This window comes from Stenotrophomonas sp. TWI602 (assembly GCF_039674045.1).
In the GTDB taxonomy this organism is placed as follows: Bacteria; Pseudomonadota; Gammaproteobacteria; order Xanthomonadales; family Xanthomonadaceae; genus Stenotrophomonas.
In genome coordinates this window covers 1-14,851 of record NZ_JBDJMT010000013.1, presented here as the reverse complement: position 1 = coordinate 14,851, position 14,851 = coordinate 1, and the positions used below count along the sequence as shown (strand labels likewise).

Here is a 14,851-nt window from a genome sequence, read left to right as displayed (position 1 = left end):
CGTGGCCTACAACCCCAAACGCGCGCTGGAACTTCTCCGCATCGGCTCCGGACGCGCCGATGCCACTTTCCGCGACGGCCAAGAAGATGCCATTCGTCACATCGTCGAAGGCAAAGGCCGCTTGCTGGTCGTGCAGAAGACCGGGTGGGGCAAGAGCTTTGTCTACTTCATCGCGACCAAGTTGCTGCGGGAAGCTGGAGCCGGCCCGGAGTTATTGATCTCGCCGCTGCTGGCACTGATGCGAAACCAGATCGCAGCGGCAGAGCGGATGGGGGTTCGCGCCGCCACCATCAACTCCGATAACCAGGATGAATGGAAATCGGTTGAAGCCAAGCTCCGTCGAAACGAAGTGGACATTCTGCTGATAGCGCCAGAAAAGCTGGGCAACGACTGGTTTAACACAGAGGTTCTAGCTGGTATCGCAGGGCAGATTTCGCTGATGGTTATCGATGAGGCCCATTGCATTTCCGATTGGGGTCACGACTTCCGTCCTCACTACCGACTGCTGGAACGTATCGCCAGAACGCTTCCAGCCAATCTGCGGCTACTGGCCACAACGGCAACAGCAAACGATCGGGTTATGGAAGACCTTGTGGCTGTGCTCGGCCCCAACATGAAGGTGCTGCGTGGTGACCTGAATCGAGATTCTCTGACGCTGCAAACGATGCGTTTGCCCAGTCAGGCTGTCCGTCTGGCCTGGATCGCGCAGCAACTCAGTTCACTTCCAGGGCACGGCATCATTTACACGCTCACTATCCGAGATGCCAATCAACTGGCAGATTGGCTCAAGGCCCGGGGCTTTGCTGTAGAGGCCTATACAGGTAAGACAGGTGATCGGCGTGAGGAGCTAGAGCAGGCTCTGCAGGAGAACAAGGTTAAGGCACTTGTAGCGACCACCGCATTGGGTATGGGCTACGACAAGCCGGACCTGGCATTCGTTATCCATTTTCAGATGCCCGGCTCAGTTGTCGCCTATTACCAGCAAGTAGGGCGCGCAGGAAGAGCGCTGGAATCTGCATATGGCGTGCTCTTGAGCGGAGATGAAGAAGAAGGAATTACCGACTGGTTTATCCGTAGCGCGTTCCCAACTCGCCAAGAGGTAGACGATGTCCTGGGGGCTCTTAATGAGGCACCGGAAGGACTTTCAATACCTGACCTCATGACCTGCGTGAACATGAGCAAAGGCCGCATCGAGAAGACTATCACGGCACTGTCTCTCGAATCTCCAGCGCCGATCGCCAAGCAAGGTACGAAGTGGCAGCTTACTGCAGCCGAGCTAGGAGACGGATTCTGGGCGCGAGCAGACCGGCTCACCAAATTGAGGCGGGCCGAACTCCAGCAAATGCAGGAATACGTCTCTCGGCCTTTCGGGCAGCACATGGGCTTTCTGATTGATGCGCTTGATGGCGATTCAAGCACCGTCAGCCCACCGTCCTTGCCGCCGCTGTCAGAAGACGTAGATCAGTTGCTGGTTCGGGAAGCCGAGGAATTTCTTTGTCGCACAAGTCTACCCATCGAGCCTCGCAAAAAATGGCCCGTGGGGGGAATGCCGCAGTACGGAATTCACACCGCATCCACCATTCCCTATCAAGCGCAGCCAGGCAAGGCCCTCTGCGTCTGGGGCGATGCCGGTTGGGGTGGCTTGGTTCGACAGGGAAAATACCACGACGGCTACTTTTCCGATGACCTCGTGGCTGCGTGCGTGAAGATGATTCATGAGTGGAATCCGCAGCCGAGCCCTACCTGGGTGACCTGCGTTCCTTCGCTTCGGCATCCCGAATTGGTGCCGAATTTCGCGCAACGCTTGGCTGCTGCGCTGGGTCTGCCGTTTCATATGGTCATCGCAAAAACAGACGCAAGGCCCGAACAGAAAACGATGGCAAACAGTACACAACAGGCGCGCAACATTGATGGTTCGCTCGCACTCAACGGCCAGCCCATTCCTCCCAGCCCGGTCCTCCTGGTTGATGACATGGTCGACTCGCGCTGGACGCTGACGGTGTCTGCATGGCTGCTGCGCAAAAGCGGTAGTGGCGCGGTTTGGCCTATGGCCCTTTCACAGACGGGGCACGACGAATGACGCCAGTCCTCTCTCCCAACACCCAGGCGATCTTGCTGCTGACTGCGCCGCTCATTGCCGGACGAGGCACTGCGTCATCGGATCTGCTCTCGCCTGGTGAATACAAACGTCTCGCGCGTCATTTGCGCGAGATCCAGCGTCAACCTGCCGATCTCCTCTCGCCGTACGCAGCTGAGATCTTGCGCGCGTGCCAGCCGGTGATTGACGAGAGCCGCCTGCAGAAATTGCTGGGGCGCGGATTCCTGCTGAGCCAAGTGATCGAGCGCTGGCAAGCGCGCGCCATCTGGGTAGTCAGCCGCGCCGATGCAGAGTACCCCCGCCGTCTGAAGGCCCGCCTGCGCGAAGACGCCCCGGCAGTGCTCTACGGCTGTGGCGACATGGCTTTGCTCGAAACTGGCGGGCTTGCCGTCGTTGGATCGCGCCATGTGGACGACGCCCTCATCGACTACACAATGGCAGTTGGCCGGCTCGCTGCTCGGGCAGGTAGAACGCTTGTCTCTGGTGGCGCCAAGGGCATCGATCAGGCCGCCATGCGTGGCGCGCTCGAGGAGGGTGGGAAAGTTTGTGGAGTGCTGGCGGATAGTCTGGAAAAGACCACCATGAACCGCGAGCACCGCAATCTGCTGCTCGATGGGCAGCTGGTCCTGATTTCGCCCTACGACCCGAGTGCCGGGTTCCATGTGGGCAACGCCATGCAGCGGAACAAGTTGATTTATGCATTGGCAGACACCTCACTGGTGGTCAGCTCCGATCTCAACAAGGGTGGCACTTGGGCGGGTGCTGTCGAGCAGCTCGACAAACTCAAGTTTGTCCCGGTCTTCATTCGATCGACGGGCGAGTCTTCCGCCGGATTGGATGGTTTGCGAAAGAAAGGCGCACTTCCCTGGCCTAACCCGCAAGACGTGGATTCGTTCGAGGATGTGTTCAACGTGGCGATGCCAACGCCGACGGCATCCCCACAGGTTGGTTTTGCGCTGTTTTCAAACGAAGACCCAGCGTCGGCTGACGCCAAGCCAACGTCGCCCGTGCCACCCGACGCCGCGCCATTGCCTCAGGCGGAGAGCGAGCCATCGGCGTCGGTCGACGTTGTGTCCGATGCGCAGCCACCCGCACCAGCATTGGAAGAGCCGCCATCAGTCACACCAGAGGCTTTGGCGTCGACAGACGATGTCAAGGAATCTGCGCAGCCGGAATCGAGCCCAGCCGAAGTGCTCTTCGCTGCCGTGCGCGCCACGATTAAGCAGCTATTGAGAACGCCGATGAAAGACACCGAAGTGGCCGCCGCGCTGAACGTTTCCAGCGCGCAGGCCAAGGCGTGGTTGCAGCGTCTGGTCGACGAAGGCGTGATCGAAAAACGGAAGAAGCCAGTAGGTTACGTCGTCAAGCAATCGAGTCTGTTCGAGTGAGCGATGACAACAATAGTGCAAAGCCTTCGCAGCCCCGCGTTTTTGCCGTGGCGAAATCTGACGTGTCGAACTTGGCCTCGCGCACCAGCGTCGTGGCTACCGACTTCATGGCCGATTCGAATAGATCAAGAAGGTAGTCCTGCTGCGTGGCGTCGATGTTGCGCGGCGTCACGTCGTCAATGGCGGCGCGTTTGAATCGGTTACTCATGATTAATGCTCCTTGTTGGCGTGGATGACCCCAGCAGTTCAACACGACGACCTCGATGGGTCGGTTGATGCTGAACATCCTGCTGTCCTTCGCCCAGTTCGAGCGCGAGGTCACCGGCGAACGCATCCGCGACAAGATCGCAGCCAGCAAGCGCAAGGGCATGTGGATGGGCGGCGTGCCACCGCTGGGCTACGACGTCGAGAACCGCCGACTGGTGCCCAACGAACGCGAGGCCAAACTGATCCGGCACATATTCCAGCGCTTCGTTGAACTCGGCTCCAGTACGGCGCTGGTCAAGGAGCTGAAACTGGATGGCGTGACGTCGAAGGCGTGGACCACGCAAGACGGCAAGACCCGCGAGGGCAGACCGATCGACAAGGGCCACATCTACAAGCTCCTCAGCAACCGGACCTACCTTGGCGAGTTGCGGCAAAAGGACCAGTGGTACCAGGCGGAGCACCCGCCCATCATCAGCCGCGAACTGTGGGATATCGTCCACGCGATCCTGGCCACCAATGGCCGGGCACTGTCGCCGTGGCACACGACCAAGAAGAATGGCCGTCGCTACCGTTACTACGTGCCACAGCGGGACGCCAAGGAGCACGCGGGCGCCTCGGGTCTGCCGCGACTGCCGGCGGCCGAACTCGAATCGGCCGTGCTCGACCAACTGCGCGCAATCCTGCGTGCCCCGAATCTACTCGGCGACATGCTGCCGCAGGCGATCAGGCTCGATCCAACCTTGGACGAGGCGAAGATCACCGTGGCCATGACCCGGCTCGACGCGATTTGGGATCAACTTTTCCCGGCCGAACAGACCCGGATCGTGGAACTGCTGGTCGAGAAAGTCATCGTGTCACCCAACGACCTCGAAGTGCGGCTGCGCGCCAACGGCATCGAACGCCTGGTGTTGGAGTTGCGCCCCGAGCCGGTCGAGCAACAAGTGGAAGCACTGGCATGAGCGACATCCGCATCCAGAAGACGGGCGAGGCCGACATCCTGCAGACCAGCGACGGCAGGCTGACCTTGTCCGTGCCGATCCAGATCAAACGCCGCAGCGGCCGCAAGCTGGTCACCTTGCCAAACGGCGAAACCGCGCCGGTTAGACCGTGGGACGTAGCACCGACCTCCATCCAACTGGCGCTGGCCAGGGGCCACCGCTGGCTGGCGATGCTGGAGTCAGGAGAGGCGAAGTCCTTGAAGGAGATCGCCACGCGGGAAGGAATCGACAACAGCTACGTCAGCCGGATGGTCAACCTGACCACGCTGGCACCCGACATAGTGGCGGCCATCCTGGACGACGCATTGCCGAATCACGTCACGCTGTTTGATCTGGCGGTTGATCCGCCAGCGCTGTGGGATGAGCAGCGGGCCAGGCTCATGTAGACCGAGCGGGGGCACAGGGGTAAAATTGCCCAAGGTGCCCACCTTACTTGCACACGAGTAAAAAAAGGCGTTGCCTCACTGTCACTGAAAACCTCTCTTTGAGCCTCGTCGTCGGGGACTTAAACGTGTGCGCCTGACCCGAAATCGGCGTGGCATTGAGGAAAGGTTTGTCATGACAATCAAAGAACTCGCGTATTCCGCGCAGCAGCACCTTCAGGCCAGCACTGGTGGCTCATTCAAGCGAGCCCACGTCTACGAGCTGTTGGCAGCTTCCTTCGGCTTCAACTCTCACGCCGCGTTTGGCGTTGACACTGTGCTCACGGAACTTCGCCAGAAAGACCGGCGGGTGGTCCCGCAAAGTGCGCTCATCAAGCGGCGTTGCATCGAGCTTGGGTATCAACCTGACACCGCGATTCTGGCGTCGTCGGCGTTGGAATCTTTCCTGGCAGAGCGCCAGATCGGTGTCGCCAGCATCTCGTCATTGGTCAGTCGCCTGAGAGGGGAGTCGTCCAGCCAAGACGAAGAGCTCGAATACGACGAGGATGAGCTATTCGACCCTACCGACGAGGCGTTCGGACCGATCCTTCTAGATGGATTGGCTGCGGCGGCTAGTAAGGGCAATGCCCTGGCTCACTACGCGCTGGCGCTGATACACGCCCCTGACGATGAAGACGACCCGGACGCTGGAAGTTCCTATTGGTACTCCCAGGGGCAGCAGGGCCGTGTCCTGACGGGGGTGGAAAAGGAGTGGGCCGAAGCCCACGAGACTCGTCTCGCTCAAGCCGAGAAGTACTCGCGGCACCTGAGGGAGGCCAGTCGACTGGGGAATCAGGATGCACTTCTCGACTTGGCGGATCGATTTGACGATCCGTCCTTCTTCGAGCAGTCGCGCCACGGCGTCGATGCTGACCCAGCAGCGATTGCGGCGATCGCAGAACGCATGGGCCGCACTTCAGACGCCAAGCATTGGCTGACGCTGGCTGCCGAGATGGGAGATACGGACGCCGTCCTCCAGCTCATTGAGGGACACGATCAAGGTGACCTACAGCGATGCTGGACGTGGGTGTATCTCTCGCAGTTGGTCGGAACGGATCTGACTCGGGACGCGCAATACGCCATCAACGAGGACGGTTCGGACTACGACGATGACGTCGGCGGTCCAGCCTACGTCGCAGGTCGTGACGGGGTAGATCTTGAACCGCTTGCTCCGGCGCAAGACGCCGCTGCCAGGCTCGCTGCGCAGAAGCTGTTTGACCAGATCGAATAGAACGCACGGTAAGACTGCTCGCTTTGCGCTAGGGACGTTTGCCCACTCCGGTAGCCAATGCTGCAATCCAACCGCTTGATTCGTCCGCGCGTAACCCTTTGATCTGTATGGGCCTGCGTTGCGGCCTTCGCGGACTTCGGGCCAGTTCCAGGGAGCGAGGTCGGAGCGAGGAATGGCCAGGAGAGAGTGCAATGTGGCCCGGAACGGCCGATTTGGGCGGCTGGCAAAGTCCGCAGGCTTCCGCAGGACCCCCCAATAACACGCGGGAACTGGCGCAAATAGACAAGAAAAAGCCCCAACTGATAACAGTTGGGGCTTCAGTATTGGTGGAGGTGGGCGGAATTGAACCGCCGTCCGAAGGCACTCCATCCCCGGTACTACATGCTTAGCTCACCGTTAGATCTCATCCTGTGGCAGCACGGCGTGCAAAGCGCACCCCAGGACCAGCCTGCTTTAGTTAAGTCGTGACTGACAGGCAGCCATCACAACCGGTTCCGTGATAATGACCCTACATCTACGAGCACGGGCACAAGTAGGTTCGGGGGTTCGCCTAAGGCGGCTGTAGAACTAAACGCTAAAGCTGTTTTTAGGCAGCGATTGCGAAGTCGTTCGAACCGTAGTTGTCGTCGTTGGCAACTAAAAGTTTGCTGCTGGATTAACGAGGAAAGCTGCCCCCTCGGCATGCACCAAGTAACTTCACAACCCCCGTCGAAACCAATGCACCCCCGGTTTCTTCAAGAACCGCACTTCATCCGGAATACAGCACCGGAACTCTACTTGACGGAGTGGATGCTACTCCAATCCAGCTGAACAGTCACCTTGGTCCTCTGCGCCTTACTTCTGCAGCTGGCGGCGGCTGTCGGCCTTGTGGCGGGCCTTTTCCTTCTTCAGGCGATTGTGCTCGTTGCGCACGGTCATGGCCTGCTTCTTGGCTTTCGGCTCAACCCGGGCCATCAGCGATTCCACCTGGGCCACTAGGCGGCGGTGCTCCAGGCTGTCGTAGCTCTGGGTTTCCGAGGCGACGCGCTTGGCATTGCGGATCAGGTAGGTCAGCACCTTGAGCAGCGCGGCCGGGTCCATGGCGCGGGCGAGTTCGTCAAAGATGAACTCCAGCGCCGCCACGTCGGCGCGCAGGGTGGTCAGTTCGTCCGCCGCCAGTGCGGGTGCCGGGGTAGTTTCGAGAGTCACGCGCGGATCCTTTCCGTATCAATGCGGGGATTCTGACAGCTGAGCGGGGTTGGCGGGGAAAGATCGTTGTCTCGCCGCTCTCAGGCGGACGATACCCGCTCGGCCCGACCCGCCCAGCCGCGGTGCAGTGCCATGCCGACCAGCATCGCCGGCACGAACCACAGCGCTTCGCTGGCGCCGTAGCCGGCACCGACCAGCGCGGGCCCAGGGCAGTAGCCCGCCAAGCCCCAGCCAATGCCGAACAACGCTGCGCCGCCGAGCAGGCGGGTGTCGATCCGTTGGCTGTCGCTGAGATGGAACTGATCGGCCAGGCGCGGCCGCGGCGCGCGCAGTACGAACCGGAACAGCAGCGCGGTGGTGGCGACGGCGCCGCCGAGCACGAACAGCAGGGACGGGTCGAACGCGCCGGTGACATCCAGGAAACCGAGGATGCGCAGCGGATCGGTCATGCCCGAGACTGCCAGGCCCAGACCGAACAGAGCGCCCGCACCGAGCGCGACGAGGATCTGTCGGCTCATGCGATCCCCGCGAGATGGCGGACGATGAAGGTGGTCAGTATCGCGGTGGTCATGAACACCCCCACGGCGACCAGCGAACGCAAGGACAGGCGACCCAAGCCGCAGACGCCATGGCCGCTGGTGCAGCCGCCGCCCAGCCGGGTGCCAAAGCCCACCAGCAGGCCGCCTGCGATCAGCAGTACCGGTGGAAAGCCGGTGCGTGGGGGCGCGGCGGAGGGTAGCCAGTGCAGCGCAAGTGCACCCGCCGCGATCAACCCCAGCAGAAATGCATAGCGCCACGCCGTCTCGCCACGCTTCGGGAACAAGGCGCCCGCGGTGATGCCGCTGATGCCAGCGATGCGGCCGTTGAGCCAGAGCAGTGCGGTGGCGGCAAGGCCGATCAACACCCCGCCAGCCAAAGGGGTCACCCAGTAAGGCGTCACGGTCGATCGCCGGCGGTGGCAGGACGGTACTGATATGGCATGGGCCTGTCCTGTAATTTAGATAAATCTAAATTAGGGATGTCTCAGGTAAAGTGCAACCCATGCGTGACTTGAATCCGACCAGACACCCGCCTTCAGCCTCCCGCGCTGCGGAGATGGCCGCCCAGGCTGGCCAGGCCGCCGCGCTGCTCAAGGCGCTGGCGCACCCCGCGCGGCTGCGGGTGCTGTGTCGGTTGGTAGAAGGCGAGGCGTCGGTAGGGGAGCTGCAGCCGCTCAGTGGACTGGGCCTGTCGGCGCTGTCCCAGCACCTGGCCGTCCTGCGTGGGATGGCGTTGGTGACCACGCGGCGCGAGGCGCAGACGATTTTCTATGCGTTGGCCGACTCCCCGGCACTGGGTGTGCTGGCGGCGCTGCATGACGCCTATTGCCCGGACGGGGATGCCGGCACTGCCTGACCTGGCGGTGCTACAACCGTGTCGTAGATCACCCGGTTAACCGGGTGATCGTCCGAGGGTCGCCGCTGGCCGGCTGGATGCCCGCTGCGGGCACCGTGCGCGTCATCAGGCGTCGCGGTTGTGCCGGCGCATCGTGCGCGACTTCTCCCGCGCCCAGTCCCGGTCCTTCTCGGCATCGCGCTTGTCGTGGGTCTGCTTGCCCTTGGCCAGCGCGATCTCGAGCTTGATCTTGTTCTTGCTCCAGTACATCGCGGTGGGCACGATCGTGTAGCCATCGCGCTGCACCTTGCCGATCAGCTTGTCGATCTCACTGCGATGCAGAAGCAGCTTCCGCTCGCGACGGTCGTTGGCCACCATGTGGGAGGAGGCCTGGATCAACGGGGTGATCTGCGCGCCGATCAGGTAGATCTCGCCATCACGCACGTAGGCGTAGGCATCGATGATGTTGCCGCGCCCGGCGCGGATCGACTTGACCTCCCAGCCCTGCAGGGCCAGGCCGGCTTCGAAGCGATCTTCGATGTGGTACTCGTGACGGGCACGCTTGTTGAGCGCGATGGTTTTGTTGGCCGTCGCGTCCTTTGCTTTATCCTTGCCGCTGTTCTTGCTCATTTCCCTATTGTCTCCGATTCGGGCACGCCCGGTCGATTCATCAGACATCTGTATCGCATGCCAACTATCCGACGTAGTGCCCTGGTCGAACATTCGGCTGCCCGCATGTTCGACCTGGTCAATGATATTGACGCCTATCCGCGCCGCTTCCGCTGGTGTTCGGCCTCGCAGATCCTGGAGTCTGGCCCGGACCGCCTGGTCGCGCGCCTGGATCTGGGCTTTGGGTCGTTCTCGACCTGGTTCATGACCGAGAACACGCTGCAGCGCCCGCACAGCATCGATATGCAGCTCAAGGACGGGCCGTTCAAGCGTCTGCACGGGCGCTGGGAGTTCCATGCGCTGGCCGAGGACGCCTGCAAGGTCACGCTGACGCTGGAGTTCGAGCCGACCTCACGTCTGCTTGGTCCGGCCCTGGCGCTGGGCTTCCAGGGCCTGGCCGACCGCATGGTGAACGATTTCGTCCGCGTCGCCGACGCCCAGGACTGAGCGGTGATCACCGTCGAGGTGGTGCTGGCCTGGCCCGATCGGGCCGCGTCGCGGGTGCTGTCGCTGCCCGAAGGCGCCACGATCGCCGAGGCCATCGCGGTGGCCGCCATTGACGGCAGCGCGCAATGCCCGGCCGTAGCCGTGCACGGCCTGCTGGCCAAGCCGGATCAGGTGCTGCGCGAGGGCGACCGGGTCGAGCTGCTGCGTCCGCTGCTGGCCGACCCGAAAGACAACCGCCGCCGGCGCGCACGCGCCGGCAGCTGAGTGAAGAAGGCAGGCCTCAGCGGCCGCGCTTCTTCTTGTCCTTCGGCAGGTTGCGGCCGAACTGGCGCAGCGTGCTGCGGGCCAGCTGGGCGTCGTCGCTGGCGAAGTACTCGCCGTCCCAGCGGGTGACCGCATCGTTCTCGAAGTAGACGGTGAAGTTCTTCACTTCCGTCTTGCCCACGCGGTTCACGCGCTGGCTGGCGGTGTAGTCCCAGCGCTGGGCGTGGAACGGGTCCGGGATGGAGGGCGTGCCAAGCAGGGCGTTGACCTGCTGCTTGCTCTGGCCCACCTGCAGCTGACCGACGGCCTGCTCCCGGATCAGGTTGCCCTGATAGATGGGTTGCTTGTAAATGATGCCGCAGCCCGTGGTGGACAGGGCAACGGCGGCGACCAGCAGGAGATTGCGCATCGGGGAATGGCGTTTGGGGAAATCGAGTCGATGATACACTCCCGACGTGTCGCCGCGACCCAATCCGAGGCAGCTGGCGCTAAATCGCCAATGAACGGAGAACTATGGAAACCCACGACCTGCGCAAAGTCGGCCTCAAGGTGACCCACCCGCGTATGCGGATCCTGGCGCTGCTCGAGCAGCGCAATGCCAGCCACCACATGACCGCCGAAGACATCTACCGCCAGCTGCTGGAGCACGGTGATGAGATCGGCCTGGCCACGGTGTACCGGGTGCTGACCCAGTTCGAGGCCGCCGGCCTGGTGCTGAAGCACAATTTCGAAGGCGGCCAGGCCGTCTACGAGCTGGATCGCGGTGGCCACCACGACCACATGGTCGATGTGGACAGCGGCAAGATCATCGAATTTGAAAGCCACGAGATCGAAGAGCTGCAGCGCAAGATCGCGGCCGACCATGGCTACGAGCTGGAAGAGCACTCGCTGGTGCTCTACGTGCGCAAGAAGCGCCGGTAACGGGCCGCTGGCGGCCCGGATGCGATCAAAAAACCCCGGGCATGCCCGGGGTTTTTGCTTTCAGCGCCAGGCACCGGTTCTGGCGGGGAGCCGGCCAGCGGCCGGCACTACCCATCACGGGGGGGGCTCAGACCTGCAGCAGCTTGCGCGCCGCAGCCCGGGCTTCCTTGCTGACTTCCACGCCGCCCAGCATCCTGGCCAGCTCTTCCTCGCGGGCCTTGGTATCCAGCTTCTCGACCGCGCTCTGGGTCATGCCGTCCACCGGCGCCTTGCTGACCCGGTAGTGGGCGTGGCCCTTGGAGGCGACCTGCGGCAGGTGGGTGACGCACAGCACCTGACGCTTCTCGCCCAAGGCGCGCAGCTTCTGCCCGACGATATCGGCCACGGCGCCGCCGATGCCCGAATCGACTTCGTCGAAGACCATGGTCGGCACCGCATCCAGGCCCAGCGCGGCCACTTCGATCGCCAGCGAGATACGGGACAGCTCACCGCCCGAGGCGACCTTGCGCAGGGCACGCGGCGGCTGGCCGGCGTTGGCGGCAACCAGGAACTCGACCCGCTCGGCGCCGTTCGGGTCCGGCTTGACCACGGTCTGCGGCTCGATCTCGATCAGGAACTGACCGCCGCCCATGCCCAGCTCACCGATCAGGGTGGTGGTGGTGTCCGACAGCGCCTTGGCGGCCTTCCGGCGGCTGGCGCTGAGCACCTCGGCCACGGCTTTCCACTGGCCAGCGGCACGGTCGATCTCGCCGGCCAGGGCCTGCAGGCGCTCGTCGGCACCCCGCAGCTGCTCGACTTCGGCCTCCATGGCGTCGCGATGCTCGCCCAGCCCTTCCATCGGCACGCGGTGCTTGCGGGCGAGGTCGTGCAGGCGGCCGAGACGGCGCTCGATATCCTCGAACTGCTCCGGGTCGGCATCCAGGTCGTCATGGACGCGGTCGAGCAATGACAGCGCTTCGTCCAGCTGGATGGCGGCGCTGTCGAGCAGGGCATCGACCTCGCCGAGCCGGCTGTCGTGTTCGGCCACGCGGGCCAGATCGTGGCGGGTCTGCTGCAGCAGCTGCAGCACCGAGACCTCGTCATCGCCATTGAGGCGGCTGACGGCCACGTCGCAGGCGCCGATCAGCGCGCTGGCATGGGCCTGGCGGCGGTGGCTGCTGCCCAGGGTGGCGATCGAGGCCGGGTCCAGGTCTTCGCGCTTGAGCTCGCTGAGCTGGTGTTCCAGATAGCCGATCCGGTCGCTCACGTCGCCCTGGCGCGAGAGCGCCTCGGCTTCGTCCACCAGCGTCTGCCAGCGTGCGGCGGTCTGGCGGACCTGGGCGCGCTCGGCATCGTTGCGGGCAAAGGCATCCAGCAGCGAGAGCTGCGAGGGGCGCGAGAGCAGGGCCTGCTGTTCGTGCTGCCCGTGGATCTCGACCAGCATGCTGGCCAGCTCGGTCAGCTGGGTCAGCGTCACCGGGCGGCCGTTGATGAAGGCGCGCGAGCCACCGTCGGCACGGATCACCCGTCGCAACTGGCACTGTTCTTCGTCGTCCAGCTCGTTGTCGCGCAGCCACTGGCGCGCCGGGGCGTCGGCCAATGGCGCGAATTCGGCCGAGAGCTCGGCGCGCGCGGCGCCGTGGCGGACCACGCCGCTGTCGGCGCGCAGCCCGGACAAAAAGCCCAGCGCGTCCACCATCAGCGACTTGCCCGCGCCGGTTTCACCCGAGACCACGGTCATGCCGGCGCCGAATTCCAGCTCGGTGGCGCGGACGACCGCGAAATCCTTGATCGATAGATGTCTAAGCATGGTCTACGTTGTACACGAGGGGCGTCTCCAAGCCGCGCACGCTAGCATGGGCGGGGGGCGTCTCCAATGACTTGCCAACGCCCCGTGCAGCCATTATCTAAGTGGGCGTCTCACAGGCTGATTCCATGCATCCTTCCGCGTCCCATCTCGCCCCGCGTGCCCGCCATCTGCTGCGGACGCTGATCGCGCGCCACATCCAGGATGGCGAACCGGTCGGCTCGCAGACCCTTGCCCGGCATGCCGGCCTGGACGTCAGTCCGGCCACGATCCGCAACATTCTGGGCGACCTGGAAGACCTGGGCCTGCTCAGCTCGCCGCATACCTCGGCCGGCCGGGTGCCGACCGCGCACGGCTACCGGGTGTTCGTGGACAGCCTGGTCAAGATGCAGCCGCCGGGCGAGGGCGAGCTCAGCCGCCTGCGCACCGAGCTGGCCACCGGCACCGGCACCCAGGCCCTGCTCGGCAGTGCCTCGGAGCTGCTTTCGGCGATGAGCCATTTCGTCGGGGTGGTCAGCGCCCCGCGCCGGGAGCAGTTCGCGTTCCGGCATATCGATTTCGTGGCGCTGGACGCGCGCCGGGTGCTGGCGATCCTGGTGTTCGCCGACAACGAGGTGCAGAACCGGGTGATCGAGCCTCGCCGCGGCTTCAACCCCGGCGAGCTGGAGCAGGTCGCCAATTATCTCAATGCGAACTGCGCCGGTCGGCCGCTGGCCGAGATCCGGGCCCGGCTGCTGCTGGAGCTGCGCGATGCGCAGTCGGAAATGGAGCAGTTGCTGGCGCACAGCATCGAGCTGGCCGAGCAGGCGATGGTGCCGCCGGCCGATGACATGGTGCTGGCCGGGCAGACCCGCCTGATGGGCGTGCAGGACCTGTCCGATCTGGAGCGCCTGCGCGAGCTGTTCGATGTGTTCGCCAGCAAGCGCGAGATCCTGCAGTTGCTCGAGCGCACCATCCAGGCCCCGGGCGTGCGCATCTTCATCGGCGAGGAGACCGGGGTGATGCCGCTGGAGAGCGTCTCCTTGGTCACCGCCCCGTACTCGGCCGATGGCCAGGTGCTGGGGGTGCTGGGGGTGATCGGCCCGAAACGGATGGCCTACGACCGCATGATCCCGCTGGTGGAAGCCACCGCCCAGGTGCTGGGGGCCGCGCTGGGCTCGCCCGCGGGCGGCGGATTGTCCCGCGATCGCGCATAAAGCGGCCCTGGACTCTTGAATCCCGTAGCCGCGCCCACATAGGGGTGGGTGGAGGCGGAGAGTCACCGCCAAGGATCCGGAAATGAACCAAGATCAGTCAGATATCGCATCCCAGAATCCCGCCGGCGAGCCGGGCGCTGAGCCGTCCCTGCAGCAGCAGCTGGACAGCCTGCACAACGAGCTGGCCCTGCTGCGTTCGGAGTCGCTGCGCGAACGCGCCGACCTGGACAACCAGCGCAAGCGCGTTGCCCGTGACGTGGAACAGGCGCGCCGCTTCGCCAATGAAAAGCTGCTCGGCGAGCTGCTGCCGGTGTTCGACAGCCTCGATGCCGGCCTCAATGCCGCCGGCAGCGAGCCGAGCCCGCTGCGCGAAGGTCTCGAACTGACCTACAAGCAGCTGCTCAAGGTCGCCGCCGACAATGGCCTGACCCTGCTCGACCCGACCGGCCAGACCTTCAACCCGGACCACCACCAGGCCATCAGCCAGGTCGACGCGCCCGGCGCGGCGCCCGGCAGCGTGGTGCAGGTGTTCCAGAAGGGCTACCTGCTCAACGACCGCCTGCTGCGGCCGGCGCTGGTCGTGGTGGCCCGCGACTGACCCACGGGTCGGGCCGCCGGGGCAGGCCCGGCGGTCCGCCCCGGCGCGGATCCCGGTGGCTCGC

18 protein-coding genes, 1 other RNA gene and 1 pseudogene are annotated in these 14,851 nt (G+C 63.8%); 12 read left to right on the top strand and 8 right to left on the bottom strand.

Annotated features, from left to right (window positions below; genetic code table 11):
* Position 1: 1 nt before the first annotated feature.
* Positions 2–2,080 (top strand): RecQ family ATP-dependent DNA helicase, encoded by a 2,079-nt coding sequence (locus tag ABE483_RS12850; protein WP_346481822.1) that lies wholly within the window; start codon positions 2–4, stop codon positions 2,078–2,080.
* Positions 2,077–3,486 carry a DNA-processing protein DprA gene (locus tag ABE483_RS12845; protein WP_346481821.1) on the top strand — a complete coding sequence of 470 codons (1,410 nt, stop codon included), beginning with the start codon at positions 2,077–2,079 and terminating at the stop codon, positions 3,484–3,486. The genes ABE483_RS12850 and ABE483_RS12845 overlap by 4 nt, the downstream gene beginning before the upstream one ends.
* On the opposite strand, the gene ABE483_RS12840 is transcribed toward ABE483_RS12845, so the two are convergent.
* Complete coding sequence (locus tag ABE483_RS12840; protein ID WP_346481820.1) at positions 3,461–3,694, bottom strand: hypothetical protein; 234 nt, start codon at positions 3,692–3,694, stop codon at positions 3,461–3,463. The genes ABE483_RS12845 and ABE483_RS12840 overlap by 26 nt on opposite strands.
* A gap of 49 nt (positions 3,695–3,743) precedes the next feature.
* Between ABE483_RS12840 and ABE483_RS12835 the strand changes: the two are divergent.
* From ABE483_RS12835 to ABE483_RS12820, 4 genes and pseudogenes are all read left to right on the top strand, one after another.
* Positions 3,744–3,848, top strand: a pseudogene (locus tag ABE483_RS12835) (recombinase family protein); the annotation flags it as partial.
* Positions 3,849–3,854: 6 nt separating this feature from the next.
* The gene (locus tag ABE483_RS12830; protein WP_346481848.1) at positions 3,855–4,652 is read left to right on the top strand and encodes a recombinase family protein; all 798 of its coding nucleotides are present in this window, start codon (positions 3,855–3,857) and stop codon (positions 4,650–4,652) included.
* Positions 4,649–5,077: a LacI family transcriptional regulator gene (locus ABE483_RS12825; protein ID WP_346481819.1), complete on the top strand. Its 429-nt coding sequence runs from the start codon at positions 4,649–4,651 to the stop codon at positions 5,075–5,077. The genes ABE483_RS12830 and ABE483_RS12825 overlap by 4 nt, the downstream gene beginning before the upstream one ends.
* 172 nt (positions 5,078–5,249) lie before the next feature.
* Entirely contained in the window at positions 5,250–6,344 is a 1,095-nt protein-coding gene (locus tag ABE483_RS12820; protein WP_346481818.1) for a hypothetical protein, read from the top strand.
* Positions 6,345–6,668: 324 nt separating this feature from the next.
* On the opposite strand, the gene ssrA is transcribed toward ABE483_RS12820, so the two are convergent.
* From ssrA to ABE483_RS12800, 4 genes are all read right to left on the bottom strand, one after another.
* Positions 6,669–7,071: a transfer-messenger RNA gene (gene ssrA, locus ABE483_RS12815) on the bottom strand.
* Positions 7,072–7,178: 107 nt separating this feature from the next.
* Complete coding sequence (locus tag ABE483_RS12810) at positions 7,179–7,532, bottom strand: hypothetical protein (RefSeq protein WP_346481817.1); 354 nt, start codon at positions 7,530–7,532, stop codon at positions 7,179–7,181.
* An 80-nt stretch (positions 7,533–7,612) separates the two neighbouring features.
* Entirely contained in the window at positions 7,613–8,050 is a 438-nt protein-coding gene (locus tag ABE483_RS12805) for a DUF6691 family protein (RefSeq protein WP_346481816.1), read from the bottom strand.
* Positions 8,047–8,472, bottom strand: coding sequence for a YeeE/YedE family protein (locus ABE483_RS12800; protein WP_346481815.1), 426 nt, complete (start codon positions 8,470–8,472; stop codon positions 8,047–8,049). Before ABE483_RS12800 ends, ABE483_RS12805 begins: the two co-directional genes overlap by 4 nt.
* Positions 8,473–8,627: 155 nt before the next feature.
* On the opposite strand from ABE483_RS12800, the gene ABE483_RS12795 reads away from it, so the two are divergent.
* A complete protein-coding gene (locus ABE483_RS12795; protein ID WP_346481814.1) occupies positions 8,628–8,927 on the top strand; it encodes a metalloregulator ArsR/SmtB family transcription factor in 300 nt (99 codons plus the stop codon).
* A gap of 105 nt (positions 8,928–9,032) precedes the next feature.
* Here ABE483_RS12795 and smpB read toward each other — a convergent pair whose 3' ends face one another.
* Positions 9,033–9,536, bottom strand: a complete 504-nt coding sequence (smpB, locus tag ABE483_RS12790; protein WP_088433158.1) for an SsrA-binding protein SmpB — start codon at positions 9,534–9,536, stop codon at positions 9,033–9,035.
* A 57-nt stretch (positions 9,537–9,593) separates the two neighbouring features.
* Here smpB and ABE483_RS12785 point away from each other — a divergent pair, with 57 nt between their 5' ends.
* Positions 9,594–10,022, top strand: coding sequence for a type II toxin-antitoxin system RatA family toxin (locus tag ABE483_RS12785; RefSeq protein ID WP_026069778.1), 429 nt, complete (start codon positions 9,594–9,596; stop codon positions 10,020–10,022).
* Between the two features lie 3 nt (positions 10,023–10,025).
* The gene (locus ABE483_RS12780) at positions 10,026–10,286 is read left to right on the top strand and encodes an RnfH family protein (protein ID WP_313211557.1); all 261 of its coding nucleotides are present in this window, start codon (positions 10,026–10,028) and stop codon (positions 10,284–10,286) included.
* A gap of 16 nt (positions 10,287–10,302) precedes the next feature.
* Here the strand turns inward: ABE483_RS12780 and bamE are convergent, their stop codons facing one another.
* Entirely contained in the window at positions 10,303–10,695 is a 393-nt protein-coding gene (gene bamE / locus ABE483_RS12775; RefSeq protein WP_019183163.1) for an outer membrane protein assembly factor BamE, read from the bottom strand.
* A gap of 104 nt (positions 10,696–10,799) precedes the next feature.
* On the opposite strand from bamE, the gene fur reads away from it, so the two are divergent.
* Positions 10,800–11,207, top strand: a complete 408-nt coding sequence (gene fur / locus ABE483_RS12770; protein WP_070470227.1) for a ferric iron uptake transcriptional regulator — start codon at positions 10,800–10,802, stop codon at positions 11,205–11,207.
* Positions 11,208–11,334: 127 nt separating this feature from the next.
* Here the strand turns inward: fur and recN are convergent, their stop codons facing one another.
* Positions 11,335–12,996, bottom strand: coding sequence for a DNA repair protein RecN (gene recN / locus ABE483_RS12765; RefSeq protein WP_313211560.1), 1,662 nt, complete (start codon positions 12,994–12,996; stop codon positions 11,335–11,337).
* Between the two features lie 125 nt (positions 12,997–13,121).
* Here recN and hrcA point away from each other — a divergent pair, with 125 nt between their 5' ends.
* Positions 13,122–14,189 carry a heat-inducible transcriptional repressor HrcA gene (hrcA, locus tag ABE483_RS12760; RefSeq protein ID WP_088433152.1) on the top strand — a complete coding sequence of 356 codons (1,068 nt, stop codon included), beginning with the start codon at positions 13,122–13,124 and terminating at the stop codon, positions 14,187–14,189.
* A gap of 82 nt (positions 14,190–14,271) precedes the next feature.
* On the top strand, positions 14,272–14,787 hold the full coding sequence (grpE, locus tag ABE483_RS12755) for a nucleotide exchange factor GrpE (RefSeq protein WP_121042061.1): 516 nt from the start codon (positions 14,272–14,274) through the stop codon (positions 14,785–14,787).
* Positions 14,788–14,851 lie beyond the last annotated feature (64 nt).